At 64.3% G+C, this 15,408-nt stretch carries 16 protein-coding genes; 10 read left to right on the forward strand and 6 right to left on the reverse strand.

Annotated elements, in window-relative coordinates:
- The first annotated feature begins 20 nt into the window (after positions 1-20).
- From EBO15_RS31405 to EBO15_RS31420, 4 genes are all read left to right on the forward strand, one after another.
- The gene (locus tag EBO15_RS31405) at positions 21-1,328 is read left to right on the forward strand and encodes a GH1 family beta-glucosidase (RefSeq protein ID WP_122198099.1); all 1,308 of its coding nucleotides are present in this window, start codon (positions 21-23) and stop codon (positions 1,326-1,328) included.
- 70 nt (positions 1,329-1,398) lie between these two features.
- Positions 1,399-2,691, forward strand: a complete 1,293-nt coding sequence (locus tag EBO15_RS31410) for a serine/threonine protein kinase (protein WP_122198100.1) — start codon at positions 1,399-1,401, stop codon at positions 2,689-2,691.
- 105 nt (positions 2,692-2,796) lie between these two features.
- The gene (locus EBO15_RS31415; protein ID WP_147481748.1) at positions 2,797-3,312 is read left to right on the forward strand and encodes a hypothetical protein; all 516 of its coding nucleotides are present in this window, start codon (positions 2,797-2,799) and stop codon (positions 3,310-3,312) included.
- A 341-nt stretch (positions 3,313-3,653) separates the two neighbouring features.
- On the forward strand, positions 3,654-4,541 hold the full coding sequence (locus tag EBO15_RS31420) for a hypothetical protein (protein WP_122198102.1): 888 nt from the start codon (positions 3,654-3,656) through the stop codon (positions 4,539-4,541).
- 66 nt (positions 4,542-4,607) lie between these two features.
- On the opposite strand, the gene EBO15_RS31425 is transcribed toward EBO15_RS31420, so the two are convergent.
- Positions 4,608-5,324: an ATP-binding protein gene (locus EBO15_RS31425; protein WP_122198103.1), complete on the reverse strand. Its 717-nt coding sequence runs from the start codon at positions 5,322-5,324 to the stop codon at positions 4,608-4,610.
- A gap of 845 nt (positions 5,325-6,169) precedes the next feature.
- On the opposite strand from EBO15_RS31425, the gene EBO15_RS31435 reads away from it, so the two are divergent.
- From EBO15_RS31435 to EBO15_RS31460, 6 genes are all read left to right on the forward strand, one after another.
- Complete coding sequence (locus tag EBO15_RS31435) at positions 6,170-7,015, forward strand: helix-turn-helix domain-containing protein (RefSeq protein ID WP_158628410.1); 846 nt, start codon at positions 6,170-6,172, stop codon at positions 7,013-7,015.
- 11 nt (positions 7,016-7,026) lie between these two features.
- The gene (locus tag EBO15_RS31440) at positions 7,027-7,233 is read left to right on the forward strand and encodes a DUF397 domain-containing protein (protein WP_122198106.1); all 207 of its coding nucleotides are present in this window, start codon (positions 7,027-7,029) and stop codon (positions 7,231-7,233) included.
- A gap of 72 nt (positions 7,234-7,305) precedes the next feature.
- Positions 7,306-7,512, forward strand: a complete 207-nt coding sequence (locus tag EBO15_RS31445; protein ID WP_122198107.1) for a DUF397 domain-containing protein — start codon at positions 7,306-7,308, stop codon at positions 7,510-7,512.
- A 604-nt stretch (positions 7,513-8,116) separates the two neighbouring features.
- Complete coding sequence (locus EBO15_RS31450; protein ID WP_122198108.1) at positions 8,117-8,566, forward strand: hypothetical protein; 450 nt, start codon at positions 8,117-8,119, stop codon at positions 8,564-8,566.
- Between the two features lie 1,103 nt (positions 8,567-9,669).
- Complete coding sequence (locus tag EBO15_RS43810) at positions 9,670-9,891, forward strand: hypothetical protein (protein WP_147481749.1); 222 nt, start codon at positions 9,670-9,672, stop codon at positions 9,889-9,891.
- A 2-nt stretch (positions 9,892-9,893) separates the two neighbouring features.
- Positions 9,894-11,114, forward strand: coding sequence for a S8 family serine peptidase (locus EBO15_RS31460; RefSeq protein ID WP_122198110.1), 1,221 nt, complete (start codon positions 9,894-9,896; stop codon positions 11,112-11,114).
- 738 nt (positions 11,115-11,852) lie between these two features.
- Here EBO15_RS31460 and EBO15_RS43815 read toward each other — a convergent pair.
- The 5 genes from EBO15_RS43815 to EBO15_RS31470 all read right to left on the reverse strand — a co-directional run bounded on the left by EBO15_RS43815 (position 11,853) and on the right by EBO15_RS31470 (position 15,198).
- Positions 11,853-12,551, reverse strand: coding sequence for a hypothetical protein (locus EBO15_RS43815; RefSeq protein WP_147481750.1), 699 nt, complete (start codon positions 12,549-12,551; stop codon positions 11,853-11,855).
- Between the two features lie 16 nt (positions 12,552-12,567).
- Entirely contained in the window at positions 12,568-12,879 is a 312-nt protein-coding gene (locus EBO15_RS43820; RefSeq protein ID WP_147481751.1) for a hypothetical protein, read from the reverse strand.
- Complete coding sequence (locus EBO15_RS43825; RefSeq protein WP_147481752.1) at positions 12,876-13,205, reverse strand: hypothetical protein; 330 nt, start codon at positions 13,203-13,205, stop codon at positions 12,876-12,878. Before EBO15_RS43825 ends, EBO15_RS43820 begins: the two co-directional genes overlap by 4 nt.
- 18 nt (positions 13,206-13,223) lie before the next feature.
- Positions 13,224-14,171, reverse strand: a complete 948-nt coding sequence (locus EBO15_RS31465; RefSeq protein WP_158628411.1) for a YbaB/EbfC family nucleoid-associated protein — start codon at positions 14,169-14,171, stop codon at positions 13,224-13,226.
- Positions 14,172-14,382: 211 nt separating this feature from the next.
- A complete protein-coding gene (locus tag EBO15_RS31470; protein WP_147481753.1) occupies positions 14,383-15,198 on the reverse strand; it encodes a hypothetical protein in 816 nt (271 codons plus the stop codon).
- Positions 15,199-15,408: the final 210 nt, after the last annotated feature.

A 15,408-nucleotide genomic window follows, 5' to 3' on the forward strand; every position in this document is an offset into this window, starting at 1 on the left:
TTCAGGGATAGGGTGCGCCCGTGAGCGGCTTTTCTCCGGAATTCCTGTGGGGCGTCTCCACCTCGGCGCTCCAGATCGAGGGCGCGTTCGACACCGACGGGCGCGGCCCGTCCGTGTGGGACGGCCACACCGCCAAGGACGGCACCGACGCCCGCGTCGCGACCGGCCACTACGACCGGTACCGCGAGGACGTCGCGCTCCTCGCCGGCCTCGGCGTCGACGCCTACCGGTTCTCCCTCTCGTGGACGCGCGTCCAGCCGTCCGGCACGGGCGCGGTCAACCAACGCGGTCTCGACTTCTACGACCGCCTCGTCGACGAGCTGGCGGCACACGGCATCACGCCCGTCCCGACCCTGTTCCACTGGGACACCCCGAGCACCCTCTCCTGGCAGGACCGCGACACCGCCGACCGCTTCGCCGAGTACGCCGCGATCGTCGCCGACCGCCTCGGCGACCGCGTCCCCCGCTGGATCACGATCAACGAACCCGCCGAGGTCACCCTCCTCGGCCACGCCATCGGCGAGCACGCGCCCGGCCTCAAACTCGTCTTCGACGCCCTGCCCGTCGCGCACCACCTGCTCCTCGGCCACGGCAAGGCCGTGCGCGCCCTGCGCGCGGCGGGCGCGGACCAGATCGGCGTCGCCATGTCCCACACCCCGGTCTGGACGGCCGGCGACACCGACGAGGACCGCTTCGCCGCCGACCTCTACGACGGCATCATGAACCACCTGTTCGCCGACCCCGTCCTGACCGGCCGCTACCCCGAGGGCTTCGCCGAGGCCATGCCCGGCCCGGTCGACGACGACCTCGCCGTCATCGCGTCCCCGGTCGACTGGTACGGGATCAACTACTACAACCCGTCCCTCGTCGGCGCCCCGAAGCCGGGCGAGGCGAGCTACGCGGGCATCGACCTGCCCCCCGACCTGCCGTTCGAACTGCACGACATCCCGGGCTACCCGCACACCGCGTTCGACTGGCCCGTCGTCCCGGACGGCCTCCGCGAACTCCTCGTCTCCCTCCGCGACCGCTACGGCGACCGCCTCCCGCCCGTCGTCATCACCGAGAACGGCTGCTCCTACGACGACCCGGTGGACGACACGCGCCGCATCGAGTACCTGGACGGCCACATCCGCGCCGTCGCGGCGGCGATGTCCGAAGGCGTGGACGTCCGCGGCTACTTCGTCTGGTCGCTGCTCGACAACTGGGAATGGGCCGAGGGCTTCCGCCAGCGCTTCGGCCTCGTCCACGTCGACTACGACACCCTGAAGCGCACCCCCAAGGCGTCCTACGCCTGGTACCGCGACCACATCCGGGCGGCCAAAGCCTGAGGCGAACGCGGCCGCGCTACCGTCGTGACCACGGCGAGCACCCCGAACGCGAGCAGAACGAGACGACCCGATGGACGCCCCCGAACCACCGCGCGCAGGCCCGTCCCTGCGCGCCCTCGTCCAGGACGACGGGCCTTTGTCGCCCGACTCCGTCCGAACCCTGGCCGTCGACCTGGCGCGGTCGCTCTCGTCCCTCCACCTCTCGGGCACGACCCACGGCGCCCTGAGCCCGGACACCGTCGTCCTCACCCCTGACGGCCCGGCCTTGGCGGACGCCACCGAACCCGCGCCCGCCTACGCGTCCCCCGAACAGACCCGCGCCCACGACCTCACCCCACCAGCGGACATCTTCGCCCTGGGCGCCGTCCTCACCTACGCCGCCACCGGCCACCCGCCCTTCGGTGAAGGCTCCGCCGAACTGCTCGCCTACCGAATCGCCTACCACGCCCCCGACCTGGACGGCATTCCGGACAACCTGCGCGCCCTCATCACGTCCTGCCTGGCCAAGTCCCCTGCAGACCGTCCAACCGCCACCGACGTAACCCTCCACACCTTCACCCCCGGCCAACGCACGACCACCGCCCAGCGCACCGACTCGCGTCCGGCCGCAGCGCCTGCACACTCGAACGCGCCGGAAGCCGCCTCGCCGGGTGCCGTCACGGACCCTCGCGCCGTGCTGCTCGCCCAAACGGCCGGATCCATGCGAGCCGTCCTGACGAACAGCGCCACGATGCTCGCCGCACTCCGCGACCGCCAGGCCGCCCGAACAACGCCGCCTACGGCCCGCCCCCAAACCCCAACACGATGGCCCGCGGCCGAGCCCACACACCCCGACGAGTACCGCTGCGTCCCGTCCGAGTACCGAAACCACCCGTACTCGATGACGATCACCACCAGCACCGCAGGCAAGCAGCTCCTCTACCTCCTCCTCGGCCTCCTGATCGCACTCGTCCTGTGCTTCACCACCCCGCTAGGCCGAACGCCGGTGGCCTACGTCGCGCTCATCCCGATCGGCCTCCTGGTCGGCTGGAGACTGGCCCCCAAGCGGGACGTCCTCACCGTGGGACCCGAGGGCCTGCACGTCCGCCAGCGAGGCAGAACCTCCACCCGCCGCAAGCCGACGACGTTCCAGATCGACTGGGACGACCTGAAGACCCTCCGCGTCATCCCCGACAAGGACGCCGTCCGCCTGGTGGTCACCGTCACCAGCCCAGGCCGGCCCAACTGGTTCCGCGACAACAACATCCGCCGCTTCGCCGACGGCTACGAGCTCTACAGGTCCCCGACCGCGAACCGCCAAGACACCACCGCCCAAGCCACCCGCCTCCGCCAGGCCCTGACCCCTTTCACCGAGAGCTACTGACCAGCCGCGCGGACCACCATGGCGGCCATCGCCACCCGATCGCATCGTCTGCCGCTCCAGTTCGAACAAGATCGAAAAGTCCTGGTCTGTCGGTAGGTTTCTGCCATGACTGCTGTTGTGCTGAGCAAGGACGAGGCCGACGACCTGGCCACCTCGCTGTGCGGGATCGTCAGCGACTACCCCATGGACGACCCCACGGTGGTCCTCCAGGGCTGCGCCGACCGGCTCGCCGCCGACCCCGGCGGACCCGGCCGGGCGGGGCTCGTCGTGATCCTGACCGCCACGACCCCGTACGCCACGTCGGGTCGGATCGAGGCGCCCGAACTCCTCGTGGACATGGCCGCCGCGCTGCGTGCCGCCCGGGAGACGCTCGACGCCGACGCGTGCGACGGCGGCCACCCACACGCCGACAGCGCTGCCTGGGACGCCGCGGAGGCCGTGACCGTGGGCGCCCATCTGCTCACCGAGGAGGGGAAGACCTCCCTCGACCCTGACGAGTACGACGAAGAGTTCGACCTTCCTTTGGAAGCGTGGATCTGCCCGAAGGCGCTCTCCGCGATCGCCGCCGAGGGCGTGGCGACCTTGGAAGAGGGCTTGCAGAGGATGACGCACTCGCTCTGAGCGTATGGCTGCCGGGTTGTCGCTCACTGGATCTCCACTCGCGGCAACCCGCAGATCGAACCCCTTCACCGAAACCTACTGACCAACCTCGGCCACCCCGCCCGGCCCGCAGGTTTGCCCGCAGCGCGGCGGCACATTCAACACGCCACGGATTTCCCGGACGGCGGTTCGCGGACATGTCGTGAACCGCTCCGCGAGTGACCGAATCACGGACCCGGTTGGTGACTTCAGGGCGACGTCGAAGTCAGCACTTCCTGTCTGGCCAATGACAACGATATTTACAGGCCAAGACAGATCGCCGAAAATCGCGTTCTCCATGAGGTTGCGACAGGGGAGCGGCGATGCCCGGGAGGCCGAAGCACAACGAGAGGTGCGAGAACGCGGAGCGTCCCAAGTGCAGGTGCACGGGATGCGGCGGGTCGCGGCATGGCTGGCAGGGAGCGATCAACATCGCGTCCGACGCGTCCGGCGAACGCCTGGCCAAGCTCGTCGACGCGACCGACAAAGGGTGGTGCGCGGCCCTGCGGCCCCGCAACAAACGGACCTTCCCGAACGGCGAGCCCCGTCCGCCGATCAGAAGCGAGCAGCAAGCCGCGATCGAGAGCGCCCGCGCGGACGTGGTGGCCTGGCTGCACAGATCCCCGGACCGCCTGGCGGAACTGAAGAAAGCGGGCGAGCCCTTCGACTGGGAGCGAAACGACGACGTCCGAGAGTTCGTCGAGACCCATGTGGTTCCGGCGCTCGAGCACAAGTTCGGGCCGGAGCGTGTGAAGCAGTTCCAGGCACATGCCGTCGCGACGCACTTCTGGTGTGAACTGCTCGCCCAGATCGCCCGCGTCCTCTCCGAACTCAAGGAGAACTACGAGAAGGCAAAGGAGGAGGTGAAGACCGCCCTCACGTCTGGAGTCATGAACACCCTGCCGACGTGGGAACTGCTCCAGCCCTACGAGGACATGATCAAGGCTTCGGTGGACGTGGTCTGGAGGTCCGTGGAGCAGGCCCCGCGAGCGGTGGGACTGCCCGGCCCCGAAGACCTCTTCGAACTGATCTGGCCGATCCGCGTCCTCGCGCTCCTCATGTGCAAGGACCCGTCCGAGCATCCCGCCGTCCGCGAACACTGCCTGAACCCGGTCATGCGCTGGGGCGAGGTGAGGATGCGCGAGGAGGTCAAAGCACGCCTGCGCTGGTCTTTCCCGGAGGAGTGGCTACCACCCACGAACACCCCCTGACCACGCCGACCGACCTGCCACCTGGATGCGGAAGCAGGCCGGTCACATGCCTCGCGACGACTTCGCTCAGGGAGGCTCGGGCGTGGTGAGGCTCTTGGTGATCGCCTCGAGGGCGTCCTGAAGATCGGGCAGCGGATGGCAGCCCTTCGTCCCGTTGGTGTTGCGCCAGCTCAGCTCGGTACGCGTGATCTCGACGCGCAGCTCGTCCACGAGCAGGACGGACCGCCCGCCGATGTCACCGGCATGCGAGGCGAACAGCCCCCGCCTGCACAGTTCGAGCACCATCCAGCGGGTCACGCGCGCCGGAGTGAGCACGGGGACGGAAACCGCGTACCCCTCGGGAAGCGGAAACGCGCACCACACGGCTTTCCCGCGAGCCGGAACCAGCCGCAGCCGCGACCGGCTGAGCCGGGCCCCGCACGTCTCAGCCAGCGCCGCAACGATGGCCAGCCCCTTCCCATGAACGTCGAGCAGGTCCCCGTGCACCGCATGAGGAAGCGGCCCAGGCCCGGTGTCGAACACCGTGAGGACGAGCGAGGGCGCATGCCGAGTCCGCAGCCAGACCCACAGCTCCGCATCCGTGCCATCCCCATAAAGCAGGGCATTCGTCGCGAGCTCCGACACCGCCACCACGGCGTCATCGATCAGGCCGTCCGGCAGACCAAGCTCACCCATCAGGACCGACACGGTCGACCGCGCGACCGAGGCACACGACCGGTCAGGCGGCAGCACGAGCACCTTCGCCTGGCCGGCCTGGAGGACGGGCCGGTCCTCGCTCAGCACGAGGCGTCCCACACGTCCACCCGCCTCCCACGACCAGCGAACGCCGACGACTGCCCGACCCCCCGACGAAGAAACCCCGACCTCCCCGACACAGGTCCGACGACGCGACTGCGGAAGTGAACCTCCAGCAGCCAAACGAGCTCGTCCTCATCCAGCGCCTCGACCAACTGCCGATCCGCCGACAGGAACCAGTAGCTCCCGGTGAAGCGGCCGTACCAGCAGACCACCCGCGGATGCCGAACCCGCACGACGGCGAGAACGACCTCCGGATCCACCCCACGCCCCTCCCACGAGGCGCGCCCCCCAGGTTCTGCCGTGAACCTGACACGAACCGGCGGACGAGCGGCAACGGCGATCGACGCCGATGCCAAGCTTGCAGAAATCTCTCCCATGACGGACCTCCGGTGTCCGAAGGGCCCCGGCCACGTGCTTGTCTCACCACGTCCGGGACCCGCATGTGGGCATGCAGGACGAAACCTCCGGCGGACATGCCGCCAGCGGTTCAGCTGTGATGAGTCGCTACGCGGCGTAGACCTGCCGCAGCGCACGTGGCCGTCCCCGCCATCGGGGGCGCGCCTGCTTCCCTTCGGACCTTCGGTTCACCGCCGTCATCGATGCGTCTACCATGACGGCACACCTCCTTCGCGAGGTTGGAGCCGCGCGGCCAGGACGGTTTCCAGGCCTATGACCTGGCCGCGCGGCGGCCTCAAAGTTGCAGGACAGGTGAAGCTCCGAGGGCCATGATGCGCTTGATCACGGCCTCCCGCAACGCACTGAGCATGATTGCCTTTACTAATTGTGCGATCTCATGCACGGAACGCACACGGGAGTGCAAGCATGAGGTCATGCCCCAAGTGCGACACAGCCTCACCGTCCGTGGCCGTCGACTCGCCCGTGAGCTGCGCGCGACCCGCGAGCACGCGGACCTCACGCTCGAACAGGCGTCAGCGGCCCTCGGCTGGAACCGCTTCAAGCTCGGCCGGATCGAAGCAGGCAAGACCCGGGTCTCGTCCCCGGACGTCACCCGCATCCTGGACGTGTACGGCGTCGACCCGTCGGTGAACGCGACCCTCGTCCAACTCGCCCGCGACGCCAGCCGCCGAGGCTGGTGGAACAGCTACTCGGGGATCTACTCCGGCGGGTACGTGGGTCTGGAGGATGAGGCATCCGAGATCCGCACGTACCACGTCCAGCTGATTCCCGGCCTGCTGCAGACGGAGGACTACGCGCGAGCCGTCATCTCTGCCGGAGTTCCGGACGACCAGGATGAGGTCAACAAGCGCCTGCACGCACGGATGGCTCGAAAGACGCTCCTCAGTAGACCGGACGCGCCTGTCCTCAACGCCGTCTTGGCGGAGTCTGCCCTTCGGCAGAGAGTCGGAGGAGCCGCCGTCATGCGAGACCAACTCACCGCGCTCATCAAGGCGGCGGGACGCTCGAACGTTGCGGTGCGAGTTCTTCCCTACCGTGCCGGGGCGCGTGCCGGCATCGAGGGGTCCTTCGTTGTCCTCAGCTTTGAGGATGACCTCGACCCCGACATCGGATACTCGGAGGGCATCTACGGCAACGTGTTCATCGAAGGGGTCGAACAGGTGTCCCACTGTAGGGTGGAGTTCGATCGCATTTGGGAGGCGGCGCTCAGCGAGGAAGCTTCCGAGCGCTTCATCACCGACATCGCCTCCAAGTTCTAGGGAGCTTGCATATGCGTGACGGTCGCTTCCGGGAGTCCTCTGCCCTCGTTTGGCGAAAGAGCTCTCACAGCACAGCCCAGGGTGAGGAATGTGTCGAGGTCACGTCGCTGTCTCAGGACACGATCGGCGTCCGTGACAGCAAGGACCCCGAAGGCCCTCGCCTCACTCTGACCCCCGCAGCCTGGCGTGCCCTCGCACACCGGACGAAGACCCTCTGAGCCCCAACCTGCCCAGCTTGACAGGCCTCCTCATCCGCAAGGCCTGCGAGTAACAGGGAAGGAACTTTCCGCATGCGTGCCAACGGCCTCCCACGGCGAGCAGCCATTGTCTGGCTGAAGAGCTCGCATAGCACCGCTCATGGTGAGGACTGCGTCGAAGTTGCAGCCCTGCCTCACCGGGTGGTCGGCCTCCGTGACAGCAAAGATCCGGAAGGCCGTCGCCTCACTCTGACCCCCGCAGCCTGGCGTGCCCTTGCATACAGGACGAAAGCCATCTGACCAGGACCGCCCAGGGGGAAGTGTCGACAGGCATCTGCTAGCAGCAGTAATGCAGCGGAACTGTCTGTCACCAAGGCTAGGTCGAAGGCTTCCTTGCCACCTCCACACCCTGGACGGCATCCCGCGCACTGCTCGGGGCCACTTCGGCTGGAACTACACCTGGCCCGACGGCCGATGGTGCACGTCTTGTCCTTGCCCAGGTTCAGTCGCTCGTGCGTGCTTCCGCTTGGCGGTGGGCGCGGTGTGAGAGCGGCACGCGGAGGGCCGAAATTGCCAATTTGGACCAACCACCGCTCGTGACTCCCGCCTGTCGGGTGCGACCACAGGCCACCGCTACCCGCCTGAGATCCATCGCCATCGCCATCGCCCTGCACATCTGCGCAGCACCCTCGGTGTGACCAGCACGGACAAGACCTACCTTGACTCTGAAGCGATACGAGGAGGGTGGGTATGTCCGATGAGGCCGTGCGAGGTGGGGGCATCGGCCGCAACAAGAGACCTTGCTGCAAACAGGAAGAGGCTTGACCCGATTTACAGGGTTACGGCATGATCGCTCGCTGAGTCCCCGCATCCCCTCGTCCGCTCCGCTCCCCCGGAGGAGTCGATGGCCCACGATGGCCCCAACACCAATCCGCAGGACAACTGGAAGGGACTCGCAAGCAGCGGCACCGATGTCGTGCACCAGGATCTGCGGCCACTCGCCCGAAAGCTTGAGGGCTACCTGGAAACCATGGTCGACTCGGCGACCGCGCATCTGACTACAGCCGGCTCGGTCCCGTCGGCCGCGTATGGGCGGTGGGACGCCGCTGCCGGACTGGCGAGTACCGTTGCCGTCACGCACCAGGGCATAACCAAACAACACATCGCGTTCGTGCACGCGCTGCGTGACATGGTTCACAAGCTGCATGCCACGATGCAGGTCTACGACGAGCACGAGCAGATTATCGACGCCAAGATTCAAAGGCTCGATCAGCTCCTCAAGACCTCCCCGCAGCCGAGTGGGCTGCCGAGCCCGCTGTCCACGCCCCCCAAGGCCACTGGCCCGTCCTGGTAGCTCGGAGTCACAACGTGAGCGAACTCAACCATGTCTCGTTAAAGGGGTCCCCACCTGCGGGATCTCCGGGGGCCTATACCTCCAAAGAACAGATCGTCGCACTCCTGAAGAGCACTGACCCTGCCGCTGTCGGCCGGGCTGGAGAGTCATACGTCAACTTCGCTAGTGCCTACGAGCAGATGGTGGCGAACCTCAAGGGATTCTCCAATGATCTGGCGGAGGCATGGACGGGTCCGGCCTCTAACGCAGCCCAAACGCAACTGCTGGACATGCATGAGGCTGCGATGCAGATCTTCCAACAGTCCGACAGCGCAGGTCGGGCTGTCCAGGCACATGGCGACAGCTACCTGTCCTGGTACCGCACCAGCATGCCCACGCCCAAGACCACTCAAGAAGCCCAGCAGTGGATGCAGGCAGCCAACAGCCGCATCATTCAAACCTGGCAGGCCATGCCCGACAGTCTGTCCACCAAACTGCCTGAAACCGGGCAGGACAGATGGAGCCCGCCTGACGCTGCCGGCCCGGGTTCGGGCCCGGGCGGAGGAATCGGCGGAGGCGGTTCAGGGGGGCCACATCAGCCTGGGAGTTCGGCGAGCTCTCGCGGAACCTTCTCACCGGGTAGCGAGTATTCGAACCCTTCCCACGGCAACGGATCGCATCACGCCCCCGGTCACGGCCCAGGGCAACATTCGCCCGCTCCTGGCACTCATGGCCAACCGCAGCCATGGTGGTCGGGTGGCAGCAACGGTCCACACAGAACCGAGCTATCAGGGGTCGATCCTGCAGGGCCGGGGATGCGTGGCCCAGGCTCTGGCCCTGGACCGTTCGGGGCGGGCGGACCTGGCACGAGTGGGCCTGGCCTATCTCCTCTCGGGGGAGGGGGCATTCCAGGGGCCGGAGCCGTCCCAGGAATGCCTGGAATCGGACTGGCTCCTGGCCCCGGAGGCAGCGCTGGTGCCGGAAATGGGGTCGGTAGAGGAACCCTCGGCAACGAGATATCCCGTGCGGGCGCGACAGGTCGCTCCGGATCACCCGGTGTTGTCGCCGGGACAGGCCGCGAAGACGAGAAGGAGGAGCAGCTCGAGCGCGAACGCAGTGCATGGATGTCCGAAGAGCGCAGCCTGTGGGATGGTGATGTGGAGTATGCGCCGGGCATCATCGGCGATGCCCCTCCGCGCATGAACATCCCGGAATCCCCTGCTGAGCAGGAAATCGACGAGCAGAACGCTGTGGCGCTGATGCAGGGTGATTTCACAGCGTTCCTCGAACCCCAGGCAGACGCCCCCGAACATGCCACTACCCCCGACTCTGGGGACACACTCTGACCATGCCCACCATCCGCTACTGGCGCAGGTTTGCGGCCGCGGTCGTGGCCAGCGTGATCGCGTGCAACGCGACGCCCCAGGCTGCGGCCGCAGCGCCGTCACCTCGTACCGATGAATGGTGGTTTCGGACCTGGGCGGTCCAAAGCAAGATCTGGCCCATGACCCGTGGTGCTGGGGTTACCGTCGCGGTCATCGATAGCGGTGTCAACGCCAGGCTGCCTGAACTTGCTCACGCCGTGGTCCCCGGCGTCGACTTGGTTGACCACAGCACGGACGGCAGAGTCGACCTCGACACAGAGAGCCCAGGCCATGGGACGGCGACAGCAGCACAGATTTCCGGGCAAGGTGGTGGTAGCAGCGGATACGTGGGCCTTGCTCCGGAGGCCAAGGTACTTCCTATACGGATTTCGCATTCGGATGGTGGCCAAACTCCGGAGGCCATCAAGACAGCAGTAGATCACGGAGCCAAGGTCATTAACATGTCCTATGGCGCGGATGCCACAGTTATGACTCCTGTCCACTGCAGTCCAGACCTGGCGCCCGCCATTGGTTATGCCCTGCAACACGATGTGGTGCTGGTGGCGTCATCAGGCAACGAGGGCGCTGGCAGTAACTGGCCTTCGCAGCCGGCCTCCTGCCCAGGCGTGCTAGCAGTCGGGGCCGTCACCAAAGAGCTGCACCCATGGGTCCAGACCGAGCGGCAGAACTACGTGACTATTGCCGCTCCAGGCGGAGACATGCGCCTGCTGGACAAGCAGGGCCGCATGCATAACGGAGCGGGAACCAGTTCGGCTGCGGCTCTGACCGCGGCGGCCGTCGCATTGATTCGAGCGAAGAACCCGGCAATGCCAGCCCGCACCATCATTCAACGAGTCCTGGCTACAGCACGTCCCGTCGGGAGTCCCGGCTGGAACAACCGCACTGGTTTCGGCCTGCTCGATATATCCGCAGCCATTGACCCTGTGGGACATCCTGTCTCCGCCACTGCTCCCAACCCAATATACGATGCCTTCGAGCGGTGGCAGAAGCAGATCAGTTCGACTTCACCCACCCCAAAGCAGCTGCTGCAATCTCCGATAGCCTCCAATCGCGCCAAGAAGTCGACATTCCTGAGCTCAGGGACTCTTTGGCTCATAGCTGGGGGTGGGCTTGCGGCTACTCTTATCGGAGTGGTGGCAATAGCTCTGATTCTGCGTTCGCGCAATAGATTTCGCCGGGCGTGAAACTCCTGCCCGGATGCTTCCGCCTACCGCAACATCAAAATGCCACGAAGTGAACTCCATTTCAGCTTTGAGTGCAAGGATCTGGCCTTCCCAGCAGTGAGTGCTGCAGGTTGGATCAACTGGAGATCGCCCGGCTGTCCAAGGTGGCTCAGAACGATGCAACCTGTCGTGTAAATCAGGGATGGATGCTTCCGGAAACAGCTGCCGCAAATTTTTCTGCGAAAGTGATTATTTGACCAGAGCCTTGGAGGCCGGCCAGGCGGAAGGATATTCCGACCCTCATATTCCCTCGCGCGATCTCCATGTCTGCCGTTCCATCGGCTACGGCGATGCAATTCACGTCGCTGGCCTCAGGAAGTGGTCGGCACTTGCCTCCCTTGATTCTGGAGCGAATGAGGTCCACTCCGGATGAATTGCTAGAATCCGCATATACTGTGACCACCACGAAAGACGCTTTAGGGCCATGCAATTCCGTTGCGGCATCACACTCCGCCTGCCCAGCGTTGGAAGATTGAGATTGTACTTGTAGAGTTCCCCCTCGGAGGAGCGATTTGTCAGGGAAGCTGGCAAGCGTGCAAGCTGAGGGCACTGTGAGCTTTTGGGGAAGCGTATTGATTGTAGTAGACTTATCCATTCCGTGGCGCGGTTCAGACCTATCTGCTCCGTTGGAGCAGGCCGATATTGTAAGTGATATTGCACATAGTATTGCCGTGTGGATGGTCACTGAATAATTGTTTCTCACAGAGGCTTCCAGGAGTCCGAATCCTTGATGCGCTCACTAGGTGCTCCAGGAGCGTCTATGGATACGACGGCTCCGCCCACACCGTTCAAGGCCTTCACTTGTTCGGCGTGTTGGTCGAGCGAGTCGTCGATAACACTTTTCACTTGTTCCACGAAATCGGCTAGAAGGCCGCTGAAATGTTTGGCCTCCAGAGCGAATGCGGCTGGTGTTCCTACGCCGGTGGCGGCGGTCAGACCTGCTAGGTACGACTTCCAGTCGCTAAGCGCGCTTCCCACGAAATTAGTCAGATTATTGGCGCATGCGGTGATGAAATTAACGCAAGTCTTGTATGCGCCAATTATTGTGGTATAAAGCGAGCTTGTGGCCTGGATGGCCGTCTGCATAGCGGTGACATTAGCCGGAACTCTGGTCTTCACGTCAGCGATATAGGCCGTGAACCCCAGAGAAGCAGGGCCGGTCCAGGACGAGGCGATCTCATAATGCGCCGATTGGGCATGCCTCAATGATGCGCTCATGGCTCCGGCTGCGCGCTCCCATGAACCAACGACGCGCTGCACATTTTCTGGGTGGCCCACCATATCTTCCACCAGATCTAGCATATCTAGGGCGGGTTGGTAGGCGAAGAAGTCGGCCCAATGCCGGACAGTGGCCGCAGCGTCCTTCGGGAAGGGCGCGGCTTTTTCAAGGATTGTCATTATTCCCTTCCTGTGTTTATTGAATATGCTTGGGCATCAGATTGACATTCTTGTCCTCGGCGTGGTCGTAATTATTCGCGGTGACCTTCAGGTTCGCTGCTGATATGGCGAGCACGTTACGCCCGTTGTCGATCTTGTACCATACTGCCTCGATTATCTCGTTGTACTTCTTGGGAATCTCGGCAATCCGGCCAAGGTAACCGAGGTCGTCCTGGCCGAGCTTTGCGCCATTCAGTTCTGAGGATGAAAGTGCCCACATTCCAGCGCTGTCGGCGAGATGCTGGGCGGCTCGGCGCATGGCGTCACCATCTTTTGTGATCTCAGTCACGTGCTGCCCCTTCCGGCTTCTTGAGTGAGTTTCTTCTCTCGCGCTTGAGCGGCTTTACGTGAAGCAGATGACACGGCCTTGACGATACGTTCCGAAAGAATTTGTCCGCGGTAGCTGCGAAGATTCTCGGCAGTCAGAGTCACGCCTATCAGGAGTCCCATCGAGTTGACTCGAACGCTCCCAATGTTTCCTTCAATCGACTCTTCAAAATGCTGCGGGGGGCGCCGTAGTGAGGCAATTGCTGCCCTGCGAAACTCCTTCTCGGACTCGTGAACGAAATTTTCGAGGGAATCTATTTCGGCTCTTAGGTATTCTGACCACGTCATGGACGTATTATATCCTGCCTACAAATTTGACCAGTCGGGTGGGGTAAATTCTTTGAGGCTTTCGACTGCAGCTGCGTTGGTTGCCTCGACTATCTTCTTCCCAATCTTGAGGGACTCGGATCCATGGAGTAGGGAGTCATCGATCTCGAGGGCGAGCAGCTGCCCGGTTCCATCCACTGATGCGGTTACGCGGCCATCGTGGGAGGTGGAACGGAAGACTTTCCGTCGTTGCTGCTCCGTGAATCTTTCGGCCTGCTCTGCCCGCAGCAAGGCGAGCTCAGGCCCTGCTGAAGATGCTTCTGCCCTGTGATCTCTCTTGGATCTCTGCTGGCTGTTGGGAAATTCAGCTGAGGACTGACTGGTGGCCGGCGGCTCGCTTTGACTTTTTTGGGAATCAAAGGGGCGATCGTCGGCCTCTGGCGATTTCTCCTGAGGTGGCTCCGGTGCTGGTCCGGGTGGATCCGCCTCGTATGCCGCAATGCGTGAGCGCAGGTCATCGGCATCGCGCGGCGCATACGGAGTACTTGTATTAAGGATTCCTTCGAGTGAGCGAGAAGGATCGGGAATGGTCATCGTGGTACCTAACTTTCGTAGGTCCTTTTTGGTTGAAAGATTTATTGGATTTTCGAAATTGGCTACCATGGTCTCGGAGTGTGCGGTTGTCAGCCGCGCGAGAGCATTGAATATTCGGATAGATCTGTAGCTGGCTTGTGTCATGTTCATGGGCCATGAGCGAGATTGAAGGCAGGCGGCTCGCTGCACATTGGGGTCGTTGTCGGAAGTGTCCGCGACCGCTTGCAGATGGGCCTCTGTGATCAGAACCCGGTTGTGGCCAGCTAGGCCGAAATCTTCGCCGTCCTGCTGATGATGTTGAGGCAACGGCGCGCCCGAGCCGTTATTGACCACGAGCACCTCCGAGGGGGCGGGAGCGGACGGCGCGGGATTTGAACAGAGATCTTGCCTCATTGCGTAACGATAGTCAAGTGCTAGTAAGTCGCTAGTCCTGGTGGCAGATTCAAGGCAAACCGATTCGGACGGTAGGGCATCTGTGGGCATGGATCCTGACAGTAGGAGGGTTTGGGACTCGAAGATCAGGGCAGGAGCGGACTCGCTGTAGGAGTCTCCGTCGTAGAACTGTTGGCGTGGGGCGGATTGGCTCTACGACCCGTTCCTGCCATTAGTTCTTGAGTACCGTGAAAACGGGGAGGGTTCCGGTCGCTGTTGCGCCGGCAGATGCTGGGGGCAGGTCGACGTTGTTGCGGGATGTTCGGGTGATGCGGGGGCTGTTACTCAAGGCCAGTAGGTACTTCCCGGGCTTCACCACTCTGGACGGCGGCAGGGTGAACGTGTCCGTCAGCACGAATGTGCTGAGGTAGGCGCACTCACTCTGAACGTATGGCTGGTGGTTGCCGCTCACCTGGTGCGCCGTCTCGATGACTCGGCCGATCGTGGTGGGGACCGTTCCGGGCAGGTTGGGTGGGATGGGGAAGAGTGCTGCGGTGCCCTGGTTCTTCCCGACCTTGGTCCCGTCGTCTTGGCCGACCCCGAAGTTGTAAGACTTGGCGACTCCGGCGGGATGGTTCTTCTCGCCGTAGCATCGCCGTTGCCCGCCTGCGGAGTAGGCGACGCCGAACGGTGACTTGGCGTTGAACCTGGTGACGACGGTGACATGGGTGCCAGGACGAGCACGCGCTGGGCTGACCGTGATCTGGAAACGCATGAACGGGGTGTCGGCCGCGGGCATGTTCGGCTGCCCGAGAAGCACGCCGGGCTTGGTGAACGAGAGGACGTAAGTGCCGTTCGCTCGTCCGCCCACCTTCGGCCCGGACGGCCAGAGCAGGACGGTGGCGGCCGTGGCGGCTGCCCCCAGCCCGCAGATCGCAGCCGCGCCCTTTGCGCCGCCGACCTTCGAGAGCACTCCCTTCGTGCCGGTGGCACCAAGCTTCGCTGCAGCCTGCGAAGCGGCACCTGCCTGCGCGGAGCCCCCGGCCACGGACGCTCCGGTGCCGGATACTCCCGTCGACAAGGCGCCGGCGGTGGCGGCAGCAGAAGTGCCCCCGACCGAGACGATCCACCCGCCTAAAGGTTGTCCCGTAATGATCAGGGCATGCAGGTCGGGGATGTTGCGGCGGGCCTGTTGGTGGGGTGTCGTGCCGGTTGTTGGTTCAGTCGGTCATGGCCAGGTTGCGCATGAGGGCGATGC

The sequence above is a fragment of the Actinomadura harenae genome (genome assembly GCF_003696215.1).
GTDB lineage: Bacteria > Actinomycetota > Actinomycetes > Streptosporangiales > Streptosporangiaceae > Spirillospora > Spirillospora harenae.